This is a genomic window from Paracoccus sp. 08 (assembly GCF_024105395.1).
In the GTDB taxonomy this organism is placed as follows: Bacteria; Pseudomonadota; Alphaproteobacteria; order Rhodobacterales; family Rhodobacteraceae; genus Paracoccus; species Paracoccus marcusii.
In genome coordinates, this window is sequence record NZ_WEKR01000020.1 from 1 (window position 1) to 17780 (window position 17780).

Here is a 17780-nt window from a genome sequence, read left to right on the forward strand (position 1 = left end):
GCTGTTGGCCGAGGAGGGGATCGAGGAAACGCTGGACGAACTGTCCGGCCAGCGCGCCGAGGCCCAGGCCCGCGCCGACCGTTACGCCGCCGAGATGGCCGCCCTGACGCGCTTGCGCGACACGCTGGAGCAGGCGCGCACGCGCCAGCGCGATGCCTATTTCAAGCCGGTGGTGCGCGAGCTGCAGCCGCTGTTGTCGATCCTGCATCCCGGCGCGGCGCTGCAGATCGACGACCAGACCCTGCTGCCCCATGCGCTGACCCGTGACGGACAGGCCGAACCGCTGGACATCCTGTCGGGCGGCACGCGCGAACAGGTGGCGATCCTGACGCGGCTGGCCTTTGCGCGCCTGTTCGCGCAGGCCGGGCGGTCGGTCCCGGTGATCCTGGACGATGCGCTGGTCCACACCGATGACGACCGGATCGAGGCGATGTTCACCGCCCTGCACCGCGTCGCCACCGATCAGCAGGTGCTGGTCCTGACCTGCCGCCAGCGGGCGTTCCAGTCCCTGGGCGGCACCCGCGCACATGTCCGGATCGAGGACCTGTAACCTCAGCGGGCCAGCAGCCGGGCCATCGCGCGCGCGGCCTCGGGTACGGGCTGGATCAGCGGCACGGGGGACAGGGGCGCCAGCCGGACCGCCGCTTGCGCCAATGGGCCGCCACCGATGATCACCGCCTCGGCACCGGCTGCCGCGGCCCGCATCACCGCGTCCAGCAGGGCGTGATCCAGCGCGTCGGGAACGCGCATCACGTCGGGGCTGTCGGTCAGGTGACACCCCAGATAGCGGCCGGGCTGCCCCCGCATCAGCGCGTCGATCCGGTCCCGCAGGGCAGGGGTGGTGGTCGCGACCGCAAAGGCGCGCCCCCCTTGCGCCGCCGCCCGCGCGGCTGCGGCCCCGATGCCGATCACCGGCACCGCAAGGCGGGCTGCCAGCCGATCCGCGCCCGGATCGCCGAAGGCGGCGACGATCACGCCGCGACACGCCGCGGGCGGGTGCAGCGCCGCGATGCCGTCGGCCGCACGGTCCAGCTGGTCCGGGGTGACGATCACCTGCGGCCCTGTGGGCGCCGTCCACGCCTGAAGGCCCGCCAGCCACGGCGCCGCGATCGCGCACATCGCCGCGGTCGTGACTGGGTTCGCGTTGGGATTGGCCAGCAGGATCATCCCGCGCCTGTGGCCCGCTTATCGATGCGCTGTCCATCCCGAAAGACCGGCCGCGATGGCGAAAACATTGCGTGCAGGAATTGTCAGCAATCTGACCGCCCGGCGTGCATCGCGCAGGTTTTTTGCGAACCGACGCCCGCGTGATGGCCGCCCGCCGCTGCGCAGCCCTGCCGAGGCGGTCCAAGGTGATCCCAATTCGGGGCAGCAACGACCCCGGCCAACAGGGAGAACGACCGTGCTTGATCTGAGAAAAGGCATCGCCGCATTGGCGCTTTCGGTGGCGGTGCTGGCCGGACCTGCGGCCATGGCCCAAGGCACACTGCGCATCGGCATGACCGCCGCCGACATCCCGCTGACCACCGGCCAGCCCGATCAGGGCGGCGAGGGGCTGCGCTTCATCGGCTATACGGTCTATGATGCGCTGATCAACTGGGATCTGACGCAGGGCGACGGGCCGTCCGGCCTGGTGCCGGGCCTGGCCACCGCATGGGAGGCCGACGAGGCCGACCGCACCCGCTGGACCTTCACGCTGCGCGAGGGGGTGACCTTCCACGACGGCAGCCCGTTCAATGCCGAGAACGTGGTCTGGAACCTGGACAAGCTGCTGGACGAAAGCGCCGAACAGTATGATCCGCGCCAATCGGCGCAGGGCAAGTCGCGCATTCCCGCCATCGCCAGCTATCGCGCCGTAGACGATCTGACGGTCGAGATCATCACGCATGAGCCGGACGCGACGCTGCCCTATCAGCTGGCCTGGGTGATGATGTCGTCCAAGGCCAATTGGGAGGCGTTGGGCAAGGACTGGGAGCAGGTCGCTGCCAAGCCGTCAGGGACGGGGCCGTGGATGATGGAATCCTTCGTCCCGCGTGAACGGGCCGAGCTGGTGCCCTTTGCCGATTACTGGGACGAGACGCGCATCCCCAAGCTGGACCGGCTGGTGCTGATCCCGTTGCCGGAATCGAATGCACGTTCGGCCGCGCTGATGTCGGGGCAGGTCGACTGGATCGAGGCGCCGGCCCCCGATACCATTCCCGCGATGCAGGGCAACGGCTTTGCCATCACCCAGAACGCGCTGCCGCATAACTGGACCTGGCACCTGAGCCGGGTCGAGGGGTCGCCCTGGAACGACATCCGCGTGCGCAAGGCCGCGAACCTGGCCATCGACCGCGAGGCGATGGGCGCGCTGCTGGGCGGGCTGATGATCCCGGCCAAGGGGTTTGTGCCGCCGGGGTCGCAATGGTTCGGAGAGCCGGATTTCGACGTCACCTATGACCTGGAGGCCGCGCAGGCCCTGATGACCGAAGCCGGGTTCGGCCCCGACAACCGGCTGAAGGTCAAGGCGCTGATCTCTCCCTCCGGGTCGGGCCAGATGCTGCCGCTGCCGATGAACGAATACATCCAGCAGTCGCTGGCCCAAGCCTGGATCGACGTCGAGTTCATGGTCGTCGAGTGGAACCAGATGATCAACCTGTGGCGCGCGGGCGCCGCCGATCCCTCGGTCGAGGGATCGCAGTCGATCAACTTCACCTATTTCATCCAGGATCCGTTCACCGGCTTCATCCGGCACCTGGATTGCGACCTGGTGGCGCCCAACGGCACCAATTGGGGGCATTACTGCGACGAGGACATGCAGGGCCTGTTCGAGGAGATCAAGACCACCTTCGACCCCGCCGAACAGGACGCGGTCCTGCGTCGCACGCATGAAAAGTTCGTCGATGATGCGCTGTTCCTGATGGTCACGCATGACGTGGCGCCCCGCGCCATGTCGCCCAAGGTACAGGGCTTCGTGCAACCGCAGAACTGGTACCTGAACTTCTCGTCCATAACGATGGCCGACTGACCCGCAACCGGCCGCGCCCGTTGCGGGTGCGGCCCAGCCAGGGACGCATGACGTGCTCAGCTATTTCCTTCGACGCCTGATCCTGGTGTTGCCGGTGGCCTTCGGGGTGTCGGTCGTCTGTTTCGCTCTGGTGCAGATCGCGCCGGGCGATCCGCTGACGGCTATCATGCCGGTCGATGCCACCGCCGAACAGCAGGCCGCGATGCGCGCGGCATACGGTTTGGACAAGCCGGTGCCGGTGCAATACCTGATCTGGGTCGGCAACCTGCTGCAGGGAGAGATGGGCCGCTCGATCGCCTCGGGCCGCCCGGTGGCCGACGAGGTCTTCGGCGCGGTCGGCAATTCGCTGCTGCTGGCGGCGGCGGCGGCGGTGATCGCCTTTCCGATCGGCATCTTCCTGGGGTTCCTGGCAGGATATTTCCGCGACACGGCGCTGGACCGGGCGGTGACGGCGCTGTCGATCACCGGGGTGTCGGTGCCGAACTATTGGCTGGGGATCGTGCTGGTCATCATCTTTTCGGTCAATCTGGGCTGGCTGCCGTCGATGGGCGCGGGGCCGGGCGGGTCGCAGGACTGGCAGTGGGACTGGGCGCATATGCGCCACCTGGTCCTGCCCGCGGTGACGCTGGCGGTGGTGCCCATCGGCATCGTCGCACGCACCGTCCGGGCGCTGGCGGGCGACATCCTGTCGATGGATTTCGTCACAGCGCTTTACGCCAAGGGCCTCAGCCGGGGTGACGTGCTGCGCCATGTGGCCCGCAACGCCGCCGCGACCGCGCTTTCGGTGATGGGGTTGCAGCTTGGATACCTGCTGGGCGGGTCGATCCTGATCGAGACGGTGTTCAACTGGCCCGGATCGGGGTTCCTTCTGTCCAACGCGATCTTTCAGCGCGACCTGCCGCTGTTGCAGGGGACGATCCTGGTGCTGGCCATGTTCTTCGTCGGCATGAACCTGATCGTCGATGTGGCCCAGGCCGCCATCGACCCCCGCGTGAAAAGGAACTGAGCGCATGGTTCAGGTGACCACGACCATCCCCGCCGTCCCGCCCGCGCAGCGCGGCTACTGGTCGGGCGTGCTGGCGCGGCTGCGGCGCGACCCGGTGTCGATGATCTGCGCAGGCGTGCTGGCGCTGCTGGTCCTGTCGGCGGTCTTCGCGCCCTGGCTGGGCCTGGCCGACCCCTATCAGGGCAGCATGATTAACCGCCTGGCCGCCCCCGGCACGCCCGGGCATCTGCTGGGCACGGACGAACAGGGCCGCGACATGCTGTCCCGGCTGATCCATGGCGGGCGGCTGACGCTGTTCATCGGGCTGATGCCGGTGGTGCTGGCCTTCTTCATCGGCGGCACCCTTGGGATCATCGCGGGCTATGTCGGTGGCATCACCAACACGATCATCATGCGGGTCGTGGACGTGTTCTTTGCCTTTCCGTCGGTCCTGCTGGCCATCGCCATCTCGGGCGCCCTGGGCGCGGGGGTGCTGAACAGCCTGGTGTCGCTGACCATCGTGTTCGTGCCCCCCGTGACCCGCGTGGCCGAGGCGGTGACATCGGGCGTGCGGTCCTTGGACTACATCGACGCGGCGCGGGCGTCGGGGGCGAATGCGCTGACGGTGATCCGGGTGCATGTGATCGGCAACGTGCTGTCGCCGATCTTCGTCTATGCGACCTCGCTGACATCGGTCTGCATGATCCTGGCGGCGGGGCTGTCCTTCCTGGGCATCGGCGTGCGCCCGCCCGAACCCGAATGGGGGCTGATGCTGAACACGCTGCGATCGGCCATCTATGTGAACCCGTGGCTGGCGGCGCTGCCGGGGGTGATGATCTTTGCCACCTCGCTGTGCCTCAATCTGCTCAGCGACGGTCTGAGGAGTGCGATGAATGTCCGCGACTGACAAACCCCTGCTGAGCGTGCGCGACCTGAAGAAGCATTTTCCCATCAAGGGCGGCATCCTTGGCCGCACCCAGGCCATGGTCCAGGCCGTGGACGGCGTCAGCTTCGACGTCCGCGCGGGGGAAACCCTGGGCATCGTCGGCGAATCCGGCTGCGGAAAGTCCACCACGGCGAAACTGCTGATCGGCCTGGTGGACCGGGACGAGGGCGACATCGACCTGGGCGGCAAGTCCCTTGGCCGCGACATCAGCCTGCGCGCGCTGCGCCGCGACATCCAGATGGTCTTCCAGGACAGCTATGCCTCGCTGAACCCGCGCATGACCATCCTGGACAGCATCGCGTTCGGCGCGCGTGTGCAGGGCCTGGACGATCCGGCGGGCCGCGCGCGCCGCCTGATGGCGCGGGTCGGGCTGGACCCCGACCGCTTTGCGGGCCGCTATCCGCACGAACTGTCGGGGGGGCAGCGCCAGCGCATCAACATCGCCCGCGCCCTGGTCATGTCGCCCAAGGTCGTGGTCCTGGACGAGGCCGTCAGCGCGCTGGACAAATCGGTCGAGGCGCAGGTCCTGAACCTGCTGTCGGACCTGCGGGCGGAATTCGGGCTGACCTATATCTTCATCAGCCACGATCTGAACGTGGTGCGCTATATCTCGGACCGCATCCTGGTCATGTATCTGGGCGAGGTCGTGGAACTGGCCCCGGTCGACATGATCTGGGCCGAACAGGCACATCCCTATACCCGGTCGCTGTTCTCCGCGATGCCGTCGATGGACCCGGACAACCGCACTCAGAAGCCGCCGCTGACCGGCGATCCGCCCAACCCCATCGACCCGCCGCCGAGCTGCCGGTTCCACACCCGCTGCGCCTTTGCAGCCGACATCTGCAAGACCCGTCACCCCGCCCTGGGGCCGATGGTCGCCGGGTCGCCGCATTGGGTCGCCTGTCACCTGCACGACCCGGCATCCGGCCATCCGCGCGCCGGACAGGGGGTGCCCGCATGACGCCGCTGCTGCAGATCGACAATCTGGACGTCCGTTTCAAGGGCGGGCGCACGGTCCATGCCATCAACGACCTGTCCCTGACCCTAATGCCGGGCGAAACCCTGGCCCTGCTGGGCGAGAGCGGGTCGGGCAAGAGCGTCACGCTGAAGACCCTGCTGCGCCTGCTGCCGGAAAAACGCACCGACCTGTCGGGCGACATCCGCTTTGACGGGACCGACATCATGACCCTGTCGGGGCGGGCGTTGCGGTCCTATCGCGGGGGCGACGTGTCGATGGTGTTCCAGGACCCCGGCCTGGCGCTGGACCCGGTCTATACCGTGGGCCAGCAGATCGCCGAGACGGTGATGCGCCACAAGGGCCTGTCCCGGGAGAACGCGATGGACGTGGCACTGGACATGCTGCACCGCGTGCGCATCCCGTCGCCGAAACGGCGGCTGGCCAATTATCCGCACGAGCTGTCGGGCGGCATGCGGCAGCGGGTGATGATCGCGCTGGCGCTGGCCTGCCGTCCGCGTCTGCTGCTGGCGGACGAGCCGACGACCGCGCTTGACGCGACCGTGCAGATCCAGATCCTGCTGCTGCTGCGCGAATTGCAGCGAGAATTCGGCATGGGGGTGATCTTCGTCACCCACGACATCGGCGTGGCGGTCGAAGTCTCGGAACGTATCGCGGTCATGTATGCTGGCCAGATCGTCGAGGAAGGCACTACGCGCGACGTCATCCGCAACCCGCGCCACCCCTATACCCAGGGGCTGCTGGCCGCGAACCTGCATGATGTGGCGCGCGGCGCGCGGCTCGACGCGATCCCCGGTGCCCCTCCGTCGCTGGAGGTGCGGCCGGACAGCTGTTCCTTTGCGCCCCGCTGTCCGATGGCGCTGCCGGCCTGCCGGCAGGCCTTGCCGCCCGTCCTGACGCCCAGCCCCCGCCGCCGCGTGGCCTGCCTGCGCGCAGGCGAAACCCTTGCCGCAGAGTAGATCATGACCGACCCCTGGCACGCCTTTCTGCCCTATCCGCCCGTCCCGGTTCCCCATGCGGACCACGGTCCGCTGTCGGGCCTGACCCTTGCGGTCAAGGACATCTATCACGTCGCCGGATACCGCACCGGGGCGGGGTGCCCGCTGTATCTGGCGGAAAGCCCGGTCCACGCGGACACCGCCCCCTGCGTCCAGCGCCTGCTGGATGCCGGCGCGCGCTTTGTGGGCAAGGTCCACACGGACGAACTGGCGTGGTCCATGTACGGCATGAATGCCCATTTCGGCACGCCCGTGAACCCGGCCGCCCCGGACCGCATTCCCGGCGGGTCGTCGTCGGGGTCGGCGGTTGCGGTGGCGGGCGGGCTGGCCGACATCGCCATCGGGTCGGATACCGGCGGCTCGGTCCGCGCACCGGCCAGCTTTTGCGCGACATGGGGGTGGCGGCCGACCCACGGCCTGATCCCGATGGCGGGCGCGATGGCGCTGGCGCCCAGCTTCGACGCCTGCGGGCTGTTCGCGCGCGACGGGACGGTGCTGGCCCGCGCCGCCGCCGTGCTGGTCGCGGATGCGGCCCCTGTGACCGCGCCGGACCTGATGGTGCCCACCGACATGCTGGCCCTGCTGGGGCCAGAGGCGAGCGCAGTCTGGCAGGACGGGTTCGGACATCTGCCTGCGCGCGGGGTGAGTGTCTATCCCGACGGGGTGGATGCGGCCTATGCGACGTTCCTGACCGCGGTCATGGCGGATGCCAAGGAAACGATCCTGCCCTTTATCCGCGCGTCTCGCATGCCGCTGGTGCGCGGCATCGACGGGCGCGCCGACGCGGCCGACGCGCTGACCCCCGATCAGATCGCCCAGGGCCGTGCCGCGCGCGATGCACTCGCGCGGCACATGGACGCCCTGCTTGGCGCGAATGGCATCTTGCTGGCCCCGGTCGTGCATGACGCTCCGTTCCGCCTGGACGCGCCCCAGGCGGTGTTCGACGGCTTTCGCCACGATGCGCAGCGGTTGCTGTGCGTGGCCGGCATGGCGCGGCTGCCGCAGGTCGTGTTTCCCGCCGGAACCGTCGACGGTGCGCCGTTCGGCCTGTCGCTGATCGGGCCGCGCGGGTCCGACCTGTCGCTGATCGCGCTGGCCTGCCAGATGGCCCGCCAAACGCAGGAGGCCGCATGACCTGTCCGATAGAGACGCGCCTGGCCGACCTGGGTCACGCGCTGCCGCCATCCGCCCCGTCGCGGGCGCTGTTCCTGCCCGGCAAGGTCAGCGGCAACCTGCTGTTCCTGTCGGGCCAGATCTGTGAATGGGAAGGGGTGCCGCAGTATTTCGGCCCCATCGGTCCCGGCTTCGACATGGCGGACGGGCAGGCGGCGGCGCGGATGTGCGCGCTGAACCTGCTGTTCTCGATCCGCGCGGTGGCTGGCTCGTTGTCACGGGTGTCGCAGGTGATCCGGCTGGGCGGGTTCGTCGCCGCGCCGCCGGGCTATGGTGATGGACCGGCGGTCGTGAACGGCGCGTCGCAGCTGTTCATCGACCTGTGGGGCGATGCGGGACGCCATGCCCGCACCGCGGTCAACGTGGCCTCGCTGCCCGCCAATGCGCTGGTCGAGGTCGAGGCGATCGTCGAGCTTACCCCGCCGTGACCTGATCCTCGATCCAGGTGCGAAACCGGGCAAAGGCCGGGTCACCCTGACGGCGGTCGGGCCATGCCAGCCAATAGGCGCCCTCGCCGGGAACGCCTGCGCGCAGGATCGGCTGCAGGCGGCCCTCGTCGATCTCGGGCTGGGCCAGATAGCTGGGCAGCAGCGCCACGCCAAGCCCCGCGATCGCCGCCTGGATCATCATCGAGAACTGGTCCATCACCATGCCCGACACAGCCGGCGGCGTGCCGCCCTGGGCCGCGAACCACGCGGACCAGCCCGAAGGCCGCGTCTCCAGCTGCAGCAGGGGCAGGCCCGCCATGTCCGAGGGATGCGCCACCGGATGATGCGCCAGCATCTGCGGCGAGGCGCAGGCCGTCAGGCGTTCGTCGAACAGCCGCAGGTGATGCGCGTCGGGCCAGTCGGGCTGGCCAAAGAAGATCACCGCGTCAAAGGCTTCGCTGGCAAAGCTGAAACGCTGGATCTTGGTCGAAAGGTTGATCGAGATGCCGGGATTGTCCGACAGGAACTGTCCGATCCGCGGCGCCAGCCAGCGCGTGGCAAAGGTCGGCAGCACCGACAGCGACAGCACCCCCCCGCCCGGATTGGCGATCAGCCCCATGCTGGCGCGTTGGATCACGTCCAGCCCCTGGGTGACGGACGCGGCATAGGTCACGGCCTCGGGGGTGGGGGTCAGGCGCTTGCGGTCGCGGGTGAACAGGAGCTTGCCCAGCTGCCGTTCCAGTGACGCGACCAGCCGGCTGACGGTGCTTTGCGTCAGGTGCAGCTCGTCCGCGGCGGCTGTGACGGACCCGTGGCGCATCACCGCCTCGAAGGCGATCAGTTGGGACAGGCTGGGCAGGAACCGGCGTTGGCGCATGGGTTCATTCATAGAATGCATGAACGCATGAGGAAATAGCGTTTTTCATGCGACGCTTGCTAGGTTACCCTGTGTCCAACAGTCATCACATGCAGGACCCATCGCCATGCTGGACAAGACAACCGTCGATCATAAGGGCACGGCCTTTGCCTGGGAGGACCCCTTCCTGCTGGACGACCAGCTGGAGGAGGATGAACGGATGATCCGCGATACCGCCGCCTCCTTCGCCGCCGACAAGCTGGCCCCGCGCGTCACCGACGCCTATCTGTCCGAGCAGACCGACCCCGAGATCTTTCGCGAGATGGGTGCCAGCGGCCTTCTGGGCGTGACCATCCCCGAGGAATATGGCGGGGTCGGCGCGGGCTATGTCGCCTACGGCCTGGTCGCGCGTGAGGTCGAGCGGATCGACAGCGGTTACCGGTCGATGATGTCGGTGCAGTCGAGCCTGGTGATGTTCCCGATCCATGCCTATGGGTCGGAGGAGCAGCGGATGAAGTACCTGCCCAAGCTGGCATCGGGCGAATGGATCGGCTGCTTTGGCCTGACCGAACCGGATGCAGGCTCCGACCCCGCCGGCATGAAGACCCGCGCGACCAAGACCGAGGGCGGCTATGTGCTGAACGGGTCCAAGATGTGGATCTCGAACAGCCCGATCGCGGATGTGTTCGTGGTCTGGGCCAAGTCCGACGCCCATGGCGGCAAGATCCGCGGCTTTGTCCTGGAGAAGGGCATGAAGGGGCTGTCGGCGCCGAAGATCGGCGGCAAGCTGAGCTTGCGCGCATCCATCACCGGCGAGATCGTCATGGAGAACGTCGAGGTGTCCGAGGACGCGCTGCTGCCCAATGTCAGCGGCATGTCCGGCCCCTTCGGCTGTCTGAACCGCGCGCGTTACGGCATCAGCTGGGGCGTGATGGGGGCGGCCGAGGATTGCTGGTTCCGCGCGCATCGCTATGGCATGGACCGCAAGCAGTTCAACCGCCCCCTGGCCGCGACGCAGCTGTTCCAGAAGAAGCTGGCCGACATGCAGACCGAGATCGCCCTGGGCCTGCAGGCGTCCCTGCGCGTCGGTCGCCTGATGGATCAGGGCCGCTTCGCGCCCGAGATGATCTCGATCATCAAGCGCAACAATTGCGGCAAGGCGCTGGATATCGCGCGGATGGCCCGCGACATGCATGGCGGCAACGGTATCCAGGCCGAATATCACGTCATGCGCCACGCCCAGAACCTGGAGACGGTGAACACCTATGAGGGCACGCATGACGTCCATGCCCTGATCCTGGGCCGCGCGCAGACGGGGCTTCAGGCCTTTGCCTGAAGGCCCGCTCTCCGGTCTGCGTGTCGTCGAGCTGGCGCGCATCCTGGCCGGCCCCTGGATCGGCCAGACCCTGGCCGATCTGGGCGCCGAGGTCATCAAGGTCGAGGCCCTCGAAGGCGACGACACGCGCCGTTGGGGCCCACCCTTCATCGACCGCCCCCGCGCCGACGGCACGGTGGAGACGGTCGCCGCCTATTTCCACGCCACGAACCGCGGCAAGACCAGCGTCACCTGCGACTTCAACGATGCGGGCGATGTGGAGCGTCTGCGCGCGCTGATCGACGGCGCCGATGTGGTGATCGAGAATTTCAAGGCGGGTGGCTTGGCGCGGTTCGGGCTGGATTACGCGACGCTTTCGGCGCGCAATCCGGGGCTGGTCTATGCGTCGGTCACGGGCTTCGGGCAGACCGGGCCGCGCGCCAGCCAGCCGGGATACGACTTCATGATCCAGGGCATGGGCGGCATCATGGAGCTGACCGGCGATCCTGCAGGTGATCCGCAGAAGGTCGGCGTGGCCTGGATCGACATCTTCACCGGCCTCTATGGCGTGATCGGCATCCAGGCGGCGTTGGCGGAACGGGCCCGGTCGGGGCGGGGGCAGCAGGTCGATCTGGCGCTGTTCGACTGTGCGCTGGGGGTGCTGGCCAATCAGGCGGCGAACCATCTGCTGGGCGGGGTCGAACCCGCGCGGTTGGGCAATGCCCATCCGAACATCGTGCCCTATCAGGTCTTTCCGGCGCGGGACGGCCATCTGATCGTCGCCTGCGGGAACGACCGTCAGTTCCGCGCGCTGTGCCTGGCGCTGGACCTGCCTGCGCTGGCGGATGATCCGACGCTGGCCACCAATGCGCAGCGGGTGGCGGGGCGCGAGGCGCTGTGCGCGACCCTGGCGCGGGCGATGACATCGCGCGACCGCGCCGACCTGATCGCGGCGCTGACCACGGCCGGAGTGCCTGCAGGTCCGATCAACCGTGTGTCCGAGGCGCTGTCCGACCCGCAGGCGCAGGCGCGGGGCATGGTCGTGTCGCCCGAGGGCATCGCGGGGTTGCGCACGCCCATCACCCTGTCGCGCAGCCCGACGGTGGCAGACGGTGCCGCCCCGGCATTGGGCGAGGGTTCGTTCAGCTGGCGGCGGTGACCAGCGGCTGCGGCGCATGCAGCGGCAGGATCGCCCGCGCCGCCTGATCGCCAAATGCGCAATCGAAGACGATGTCGCTGCCCATGCCGAAGACGCGCGTGTCCGGGCGAAGCGCGTCCTTCAGCTTGTCCACCGGGGACAGGCTCGTCAGCCCCTGCGGCCCCGATCCGATGATCAGCGGTGCAATCGACACCTGCAGCCGGTCCAGCAGGCCAGCCTCCAGGAAACCGGTGATGGTGATGCCGCCACCCTCGATCAGCAGCGATCCAAGGCCCATGTTCCGCAGGCCTTCAAGCACCTGCACCGGGTCCAGACGTCCGTCCGGGGCGGGCAGGCGCAACACCTCGATCCCCGGGGCGCGGGGGCGGTTTACGCCGGTGACGATGATCCGCCGCGCACCATCCGCCATCAGCACAAGCGCATCGTCGGGCAGCCGCCCGCGCGGGTCGATAACGATGCGCGCCGGGTTGTGGCCGCTGCACAGGCGTACTGTCAGGCGCGGCTGATCATGCAGCGCGGTCTTGACCCCGATCACCACCCCGTCGACCAGCGCGCGCAGGCGGTGCAGATGGGCTAGGCCTTCGGGGCCGGACACATCACGCGCATCGCCGGTGGCCGTCGCGACCCGCCCGTCCAGAGACTGTCCGATCTGCGCGATCGTGACCGGACCAAGATCGCGTCGTGCGACCGGCGCATAGAGGTCAAGCGCCGCGCGTTCGCCGGCGCTGAACCGACCGCAGCAGGCGCAGGCCTGACCGGTGCGGACCGACAGAAGCCGGTCCCAGACCCGAGGGGTGACGTCGACGGCATGCATGGGCGGTCCTCCTCTGGGTGTCAGGCCGTGCCGGGGGGCAGGGCCAGCATGTCATGATGCCCGATCAGGCAACGGCTGTCGCCTGCCATGGCGATCCGGCTGCGGCCCCAATCGGTGGCGACGGACAGGCCGGTCTCGGATGCGGCCTCGGCGATGCCCTGGACCAGCGCGCGGTGCAGCGGGGCCTGATCGGGGCCGATCCGCCACGGGCTTTGGCCGGTGTGGACGTCGAAGCCCGCGTCACGGAAGATCTGCGTGGCGGTCACGGCCGCATCGGGCCCAAGCGCGGGGCCAAGTCCCTTGTCGCCGCGCTGATGGTCGTTGAACGCCCGCGTGACGTCCGCATCGCGCGGCAGCGCTGGCTCCCACGTCATGATGCCGTCATAGGACAGCGCCGCATAGAACGGCACGCCGGCATCGGCCAGTCGCGTGGCCAGCGCGGCGATCCAGTCGGCGGGCATCAGGTCCAGCAGGGCCGATGCCGTGACCAGCGTCACGCCGTCCAGCGGCAGCCCCTTCAGGTCGCGCAGGTCCAGCTGGTGGACGGTGGCGCGGCCCGGCGCCTCGGTCGCCGCGCGCTCCAGCAGGGCTGAATCGTTGTCGACCAGGTGCCAGCGGGCATTGTCCGGCAGATGCGGGCCAAGCGTGCGCAGGGTGGATCCGGTGCCGCAGCCCAGGTCCAGCACGACCGGGTCCGGCCCGGCCAGGACCGCAGCCTGCGCCATCAGGGTCGCGTCGCGGGCGGCCATATCGGCGGGTTCGCGCAGGCCCAGCCATTCCGCCGAGAACCCCATGCTCAGATATCCCCTTCGTACCAAGCGCGGGCCATGTGGCTTTCGTGCAGCAAGACGCGCAGCTTCTTGACGCGGCCGCCATCCTTCAGCCCGCCGGCCCGCACGGTGCCGGCCATCTGATCGAAGATATGCTTGCACAGAAATTCGGTCGTGGTCATTTTCCCTTTGAATTCAGGAATTTCGTCCAAGTTCTTATAGCGCAGCGGAGCCAGCGTATCGGCCAGGGCTTCGGTTGCAAGGCCGATGTCGACGACCAGGCTTTCATCATCCATCTCGGCGGCGAAGAAGGCGCAGTCTACGGTGAATGTCGCGCCATGCACCCCCTGCGCCGGACCGAAGGTCGGCGAGGGGAAGGAATGGGCGATCATGATGTGGTCTCGGACTTCGACGGCGAACATGGTCTCTCCAGGGTCAATAGATGATGCGGTGGCACAGCGTGGCGGGGTCCGCCAGAATGCCGGGATAGGCGTCGGGCAGGTCGGCAAAGGCCGTCTGCCCCGAAATCAGGGCGTCCAGCCTCGCGTCGCGAAGCAGGTCCAGCGCCTTGGTCAGGCGGCGTCGATAGGTCCAGCGCGGCGCACGGTCGGGCGGGATACCGCCCACCTGCGTGCTGACGATGCGCAGACGACGGCTGTGGAACGCGCCGCCCAAGGGCAGGGCCACCTGTTCGGCGCCGTGCCAGCTGGCCTCGGCGATGATGGCCTGCGGCCCGGCCAAGGACAGCGCCAGCACCAGCCCGGTTTGGGATGCGCTGGTATGGATCACCACGTCCTGATCACCGGGGGCATCATCGGGGGTTGTAAAGGCGCAGCGCAGGTCGCGCGCGATGGCGGCGCGTTCGGGCAGGGGGTCGATCACCGTGACCTCTGCCCCCGGCAGTCGCGCCGCCAAAGAGGCCGTCAGCAGCCCCACCAGCCCACCACCGACCACGGCGATGCGGTCACCCGCGCCCGCGCCGCTGTCCCACAGGATGTTCAGCGCGGTCTCCATGTTCGCGGCCATGATCGCGCGTTCCGGCGGCAACCCGTCGGGCAGCGGGATCAGCGCATCCTCCGGCAGACGAAATTCGGTCTGGTGGGGGAACAGCGAAAAGACCATGCGACCGGCAAGCGCCCCGTCGGTTGCCTGACCGACATTGGCATAGCCGTACTTGACCGGAAACGGAAAGTCGCCTTCCTGGAATGGCGCGCGCATGCGGTCATGTTCGCTGGACGGTACCTTTCCCGACAGGACCAACCGTTCCGTGCCCCGGCTGATGCCGGAAAACAGGCTGCGGACATGGGTGCCGTCGCCGACCTGCGCGGGACGCAACTGCGCCTCGCCCGGTCCGGTGCACCAGAGTGCGCGGGCCGTCATGCCAGCAGATGTCCCGACTTGCGTGCCTTGGTGTCCAGATAGCGGGTGTTCTCGGGGCCGCGGCCGACCTTGAGTGCGACGCGGTCCACGACCTCGATGCCCTCGCTGTCCAGACGGGCAATCTTGGCAGGGTTGTTGGTCATCAGGCGCACGCGGCCTATCCCCATCTGGCGCAGCAACGCGGCGCCTGTGCGGAAATCGCGTTCGTCATCCTCGAACCCAAGGCGGTGATTGGCCTCGACCGTATCCAGTCCCTGATCCTGCAGGCTGTAGGCGCGCATCTTGTTGGCAAGGCCGATGCCACGACCTTCCTGGTTCAGATACAGCAGGACGCCGGTCCCGTTCGCCTCCATCGCGCGCAGGGCGGCCTGCAGTTGCGGGCCGCAATCGCATTTCAGGCTGCCCAGCACGTCGCCGGTAAAGCAGGCGGAATGCAGGCGCACCAGCACCGGCTGGCTGCGATCGGGCGTGCCGACCTCGACCGCGTAATGCTCGGGGCCGCCGTCGGGCGCGCGGAACACGTGCAGCCGTCCGTTTCGCGCCGCCAGCATCGGCACGCGGGCGTCCGACACGGGGCGGGGATCGCGGGGAAGCAGGATCTGGTTCAGGACGTCATCGGCGGCCAGGATGCCCAGATCGTTGCGCAGGGCGGTCTCGACGACATCGGGGCCGGTCACGACCAGAACGGCGGGCAGCAGTTCGGCCGCCTTGACCAGACGGATGGCGGCGCGGTGCAGCGGGGCGGGGGCGTGCTGCGGTGCCTGGGGCACGGCGGCCGATGCGGGCATCTGGCGTGACGGATCGGCCAGCGCCTGGATCCAGTCCAGACGCGCGCCGGCGGGAACCGGGATCAGGGCGACCTCACCCTCGTGGGGACGATGGCGCAGGGCGTCCGCGCGACGGGCCGTCAGCACCAGTTCGCCCCCGGAACCAAGGGCCGCGAACCGTTCCGGCGACAGCGTTTCGACCGGCAGGATCAGCGCCGCGGCGGGCTCGCCCAGCAGCACGACCGGCAGGCCAAGCCTGAGGTCGGAGACCATGCGCGCAACCCGTTCGGCCGTGCGCAGCGCCAGCGGATCACCGGTCGCGGTGACCGAAAGCGCAGCGGGGGTGGTCGGGGGAAATCCGTGCATTGGTCAACCTTCGTCCCTGCAAATTGAGGTGTCACGCAAGTCGCAACGTCTTGAAACACGTAGCAGTTCCGCAAAGGTTGCGGCGTTGTGGCAGAATGTCGCAAAGTTTCGCGCGGCGTTTCGGCACGCCCCGGTTTTCTGGACGCGGGCCGCCGATGGCCCTAGGCTGCGACCGTTCAAACCTGAGGATACCCGATGCAACTGCGTGCCTATCTGGGGCTGATCCGGTCACTTGCCATCTACTACAACCCGCTGCGGCGCAGGCAGCTGCGGGCGTTCTATGGCGGGCTGCTGCAACCGGGCGATCTGGCCTTCGACATCGGCGCGCATGTGGGCAGCCGGGCGCGCGCCATGCGGGCCGCCGGGGCGAGGGTCGTGGCCTGCGAACCGCAGGAGCCGTTCGCGGGCTTTCTGCGCCGCAGCCTGCCGCGCGACATCGTGCTGGTGCAGCAGGCCGTGGGCCCGACGGAGACGGTGGCCCGCATGGCGGTGTCGTCGCTGCATCCGACGGTGTCGTCGCTGAGCACCAGCTTTGCGGCCGAGGCGGCCGCTGCCCCCGGCTTCGAGCATGTCCGGTGGGACCGCAGCCAAGAGGTGCGGATGACCACCATGGACGCGCTGATCGCGGCGCATGGCCTGCCCGATTTCGTCAAGATCGACGTCGAGGGGTTCGAACTGGACGTGCTGTCCGGGCTGGGCCAGCCGCTGCCGATGCTATCGGTCGAATACCTGCCGGCGTTCCGCGACCGGACGCTGGCGGTGATCGACCGGCTGCAGGATCTGGGCCTCTACCGCTTCAATCCGGTGACCGGCGAGGCGGGCGGGTTCCTGTGGGACGACTGGCGCGACGCGGATGCCGTGCGCGCCTGGCTGAAGGGCCTCGACCCGCAGGGCGGGTCGGGCGATCTTTACGCGCGGCTGGCCTAGCGGTCCGCACGCAGCGCCGCGGCCAGTCGGTCGAAGATCGGCACCGGGGCGGTGATGACGGTCCCCGTCTCCTCGGGGCGTTCGTCGGGGGTCCAGCCTTCGACCCGCATCCCGGCCTCGCGGACCAGGACCAGACCGGCACTGATGTCCCAGGGACGCAGGCGGCGTTCCCAGAACCCGTCCAGCCGCCCGGCCGCCACATAGGCCAGATCCAGCGCCGCGGCACCCATCCGGCGCACCCCCGCTGTGCCCGGCAGCACCCGCGCCAGGTCGGCCGCGTGATCGTCGATGTAAGGCATGTTGCCGAACGGCAGGCCCGTCCCGAACAGCGCCGCGTCAAAGCCCGGCGGCGCGGCGGGGTCCAGGCGGCGCCCGTTCAGCTGCAGCCCCGACCCTGTCATGGCGCTGAACGTTTCTGCCTTTAGCGGGTCGTGGACCACGCCCAGCACCAGCTGCCCGTCCTGTTCCAGCGCGATGGACACCGCCCAATGCGCGATCCCGCGCAGAAAGTTCGTCGTGCCGTCCAGGGGGTCCACGATCCAACGGCGCCGGCCGGGACGGGCATCGGTCTCCTCGCCCAGCCAGCCGTCGTCGGGGTTGGCGCCCAGCAGGCGGTCGCGCAGCAGCGCCTCGGACTGGTGGTCGGCCTGCGACACGAAGTCGCCCTGACGCTTGGCGTCGATGGTCAGCAGATCGCGGTCGTTCCAATGCGCCTGCAGCAGCGCTCCGGCTGCATGGGCGGCGTCGATCGCCAGGGTCAGGTCGTCGGTGGTACCCATCGGGGATCCTTTCAGGGGGCGGGCCGCATGCCCCCTGCGGAGGCAACGGGGGCGTATCGGGCCCCCTACACGGGATTATCAGTTGCACGATGCGCACCAAGGGGCAATCTGCGCGCAGCACCGCCCGGCGACAA

Annotated in this window: 19 protein-coding genes; 11 read left to right on the plus strand and 8 right to left on the minus strand. The window is 68.7% G+C overall.

The window, feature by feature from the left end:
* Positions 1 to 550: ATP-binding protein (locus tag GBO37_RS08815; protein ID WP_371927528.1), on the plus strand; the 550-nt coding region annotated here is incomplete at its 5' end.
* A gap of 2 nt (positions 551 to 552) precedes the next feature.
* On the opposite strand, the gene GBO37_RS08820 is transcribed toward GBO37_RS08815, so the two are convergent.
* Positions 553 to 1167: an aspartate/glutamate racemase family protein gene (locus GBO37_RS08820; RefSeq protein ID WP_127898826.1), complete on the minus strand. Its 615-nt coding sequence runs from the start codon at positions 1165 to 1167 to the stop codon at positions 553 to 555.
* A 235-nt stretch (positions 1168 to 1402) separates the two neighbouring features.
* Between GBO37_RS08820 and GBO37_RS08825 the strand changes: the two genes are divergently transcribed.
* From GBO37_RS08825 to GBO37_RS08855, 7 genes are read left to right on the plus strand one after another with little or no spacing between them, the layout of a single operon-like run.
* On the plus strand, positions 1403 to 3007 hold the full coding sequence (locus tag GBO37_RS08825; protein ID WP_341872748.1) for an ABC transporter substrate-binding protein: 1605 nt from the start codon (positions 1403 to 1405) through the stop codon (positions 3005 to 3007).
* Between the two features lie 52 nt (positions 3008 to 3059).
* Positions 3060 to 4013, plus strand: coding sequence for an ABC transporter permease subunit (locus tag GBO37_RS08830; RefSeq protein WP_252928471.1), 954 nt, complete (start codon positions 3060 to 3062; stop codon positions 4011 to 4013).
* Positions 4014 to 4017: 4 nt separating this feature from the next.
* Positions 4018 to 4899 carry an ABC transporter permease gene (locus GBO37_RS08835; RefSeq protein WP_252928473.1) on the plus strand — a complete coding sequence of 294 codons (882 nt, stop codon included), beginning with the start codon at positions 4018 to 4020 and terminating at the stop codon, positions 4897 to 4899.
* Positions 4886 to 5899 (plus strand): ABC transporter ATP-binding protein, encoded by a 1014-nt coding sequence (locus GBO37_RS08840; protein ID WP_252928476.1) that lies wholly within the window; start codon positions 4886 to 4888, stop codon positions 5897 to 5899. Before GBO37_RS08835 ends, GBO37_RS08840 begins: the two co-directional genes overlap by 14 nt.
* Positions 5896 to 6873 carry an ABC transporter ATP-binding protein gene (locus GBO37_RS08845; RefSeq protein ID WP_252928477.1) on the plus strand — a complete coding sequence of 326 codons (978 nt, stop codon included), beginning with the start codon at positions 5896 to 5898 and terminating at the stop codon, positions 6871 to 6873. Before GBO37_RS08840 ends, GBO37_RS08845 begins: the two co-directional genes overlap by 4 nt.
* Positions 6874 to 6876: 3 nt before the next feature.
* A complete protein-coding gene (locus tag GBO37_RS08850) occupies positions 6877 to 8046 on the plus strand; it encodes an amidase (RefSeq protein WP_252928480.1) in 1170 nt (389 codons plus the stop codon).
* Positions 8043 to 8513, plus strand: coding sequence for a RidA family protein (locus GBO37_RS08855; protein ID WP_252928482.1), 471 nt, complete (start codon positions 8043 to 8045; stop codon positions 8511 to 8513). The genes GBO37_RS08850 and GBO37_RS08855 overlap by 4 nt, the downstream gene beginning before the upstream one ends.
* On the opposite strand, the gene GBO37_RS08860 is transcribed toward GBO37_RS08855, so the two are convergent.
* Positions 8500 to 9390, minus strand: a complete 891-nt coding sequence (locus tag GBO37_RS08860) for a LysR substrate-binding domain-containing protein (protein ID WP_252928484.1) — start codon at positions 9388 to 9390, stop codon at positions 8500 to 8502. The genes GBO37_RS08855 and GBO37_RS08860 overlap by 14 nt on opposite strands.
* A 106-nt stretch (positions 9391 to 9496) precedes the next feature.
* Here GBO37_RS08860 and GBO37_RS08865 point away from each other — a divergent pair, with 106 nt between their 5' ends.
* Both GBO37_RS08865 and GBO37_RS08870 read left to right on the plus strand, forming a co-directional pair.
* Positions 9497 to 10705 (plus strand): acyl-CoA dehydrogenase, encoded by a 1209-nt coding sequence (locus tag GBO37_RS08865; protein ID WP_252928487.1) that lies wholly within the window; start codon positions 9497 to 9499, stop codon positions 10703 to 10705.
* A complete protein-coding gene (locus GBO37_RS08870) occupies positions 10698 to 11843 on the plus strand; it encodes a CaiB/BaiF CoA-transferase family protein (RefSeq protein WP_252928488.1) in 1146 nt (381 codons plus the stop codon). The genes GBO37_RS08865 and GBO37_RS08870 overlap by 8 nt, the downstream gene beginning before the upstream one ends.
* Here GBO37_RS08870 and GBO37_RS08875 read toward each other — a convergent pair.
* From GBO37_RS08875 to ribA, 5 genes are read right to left on the minus strand one after another with little or no spacing between them, the layout of a single operon-like run.
* A complete protein-coding gene (locus tag GBO37_RS08875; protein WP_139598340.1) occupies positions 11827 to 12657 on the minus strand; it encodes a RibD family protein in 831 nt (276 codons plus the stop codon). The two genes, GBO37_RS08870 and GBO37_RS08875, sit on opposite strands and share 17 nt — an antisense overlap.
* Before the next feature lie 20 nt (positions 12658 to 12677).
* Positions 12678 to 13451 (minus strand): trans-aconitate 2-methyltransferase, encoded by a 774-nt coding sequence (locus GBO37_RS08880; RefSeq protein ID WP_252928489.1) that lies wholly within the window; start codon positions 13449 to 13451, stop codon positions 12678 to 12680.
* Positions 13452 to 13453: 2 nt separating this feature from the next.
* Positions 13454 to 13849, minus strand: a complete 396-nt coding sequence (locus tag GBO37_RS08885; RefSeq protein WP_252928490.1) for a 6-carboxytetrahydropterin synthase — start codon at positions 13847 to 13849, stop codon at positions 13454 to 13456.
* A 13-nt stretch (positions 13850 to 13862) separates the two neighbouring features.
* Positions 13863 to 14807: a zinc-binding alcohol dehydrogenase gene (locus GBO37_RS08890; RefSeq protein ID WP_252928491.1), complete on the minus strand. Its 945-nt coding sequence runs from the start codon at positions 14805 to 14807 to the stop codon at positions 13863 to 13865.
* On the minus strand, positions 14804 to 15940 hold the full coding sequence (ribA, locus tag GBO37_RS08895; RefSeq protein WP_371927529.1) for a GTP cyclohydrolase II: 1137 nt from the start codon (positions 15938 to 15940) through the stop codon (positions 14804 to 14806). Before ribA ends, GBO37_RS08890 begins: the two co-directional genes overlap by 4 nt.
* 195 nt (positions 15941 to 16135) lie before the next feature.
* On the opposite strand from ribA, the gene GBO37_RS08900 reads away from it, so the two are divergent.
* The gene (locus GBO37_RS08900; protein ID WP_194885715.1) at positions 16136 to 16867 is read left to right on the plus strand and encodes an FkbM family methyltransferase; all 732 of its coding nucleotides are present in this window, start codon (positions 16136 to 16138) and stop codon (positions 16865 to 16867) included.
* On the opposite strand, the gene GBO37_RS08905 is transcribed toward GBO37_RS08900, so the two are convergent.
* Entirely contained in the window at positions 16864 to 17646 is a 783-nt protein-coding gene (locus GBO37_RS08905) for an inositol monophosphatase family protein (RefSeq protein ID WP_252928492.1), read from the minus strand. The genes GBO37_RS08900 and GBO37_RS08905 overlap by 4 nt on opposite strands.
* Positions 17647 to 17780 lie beyond the last annotated feature (134 nt).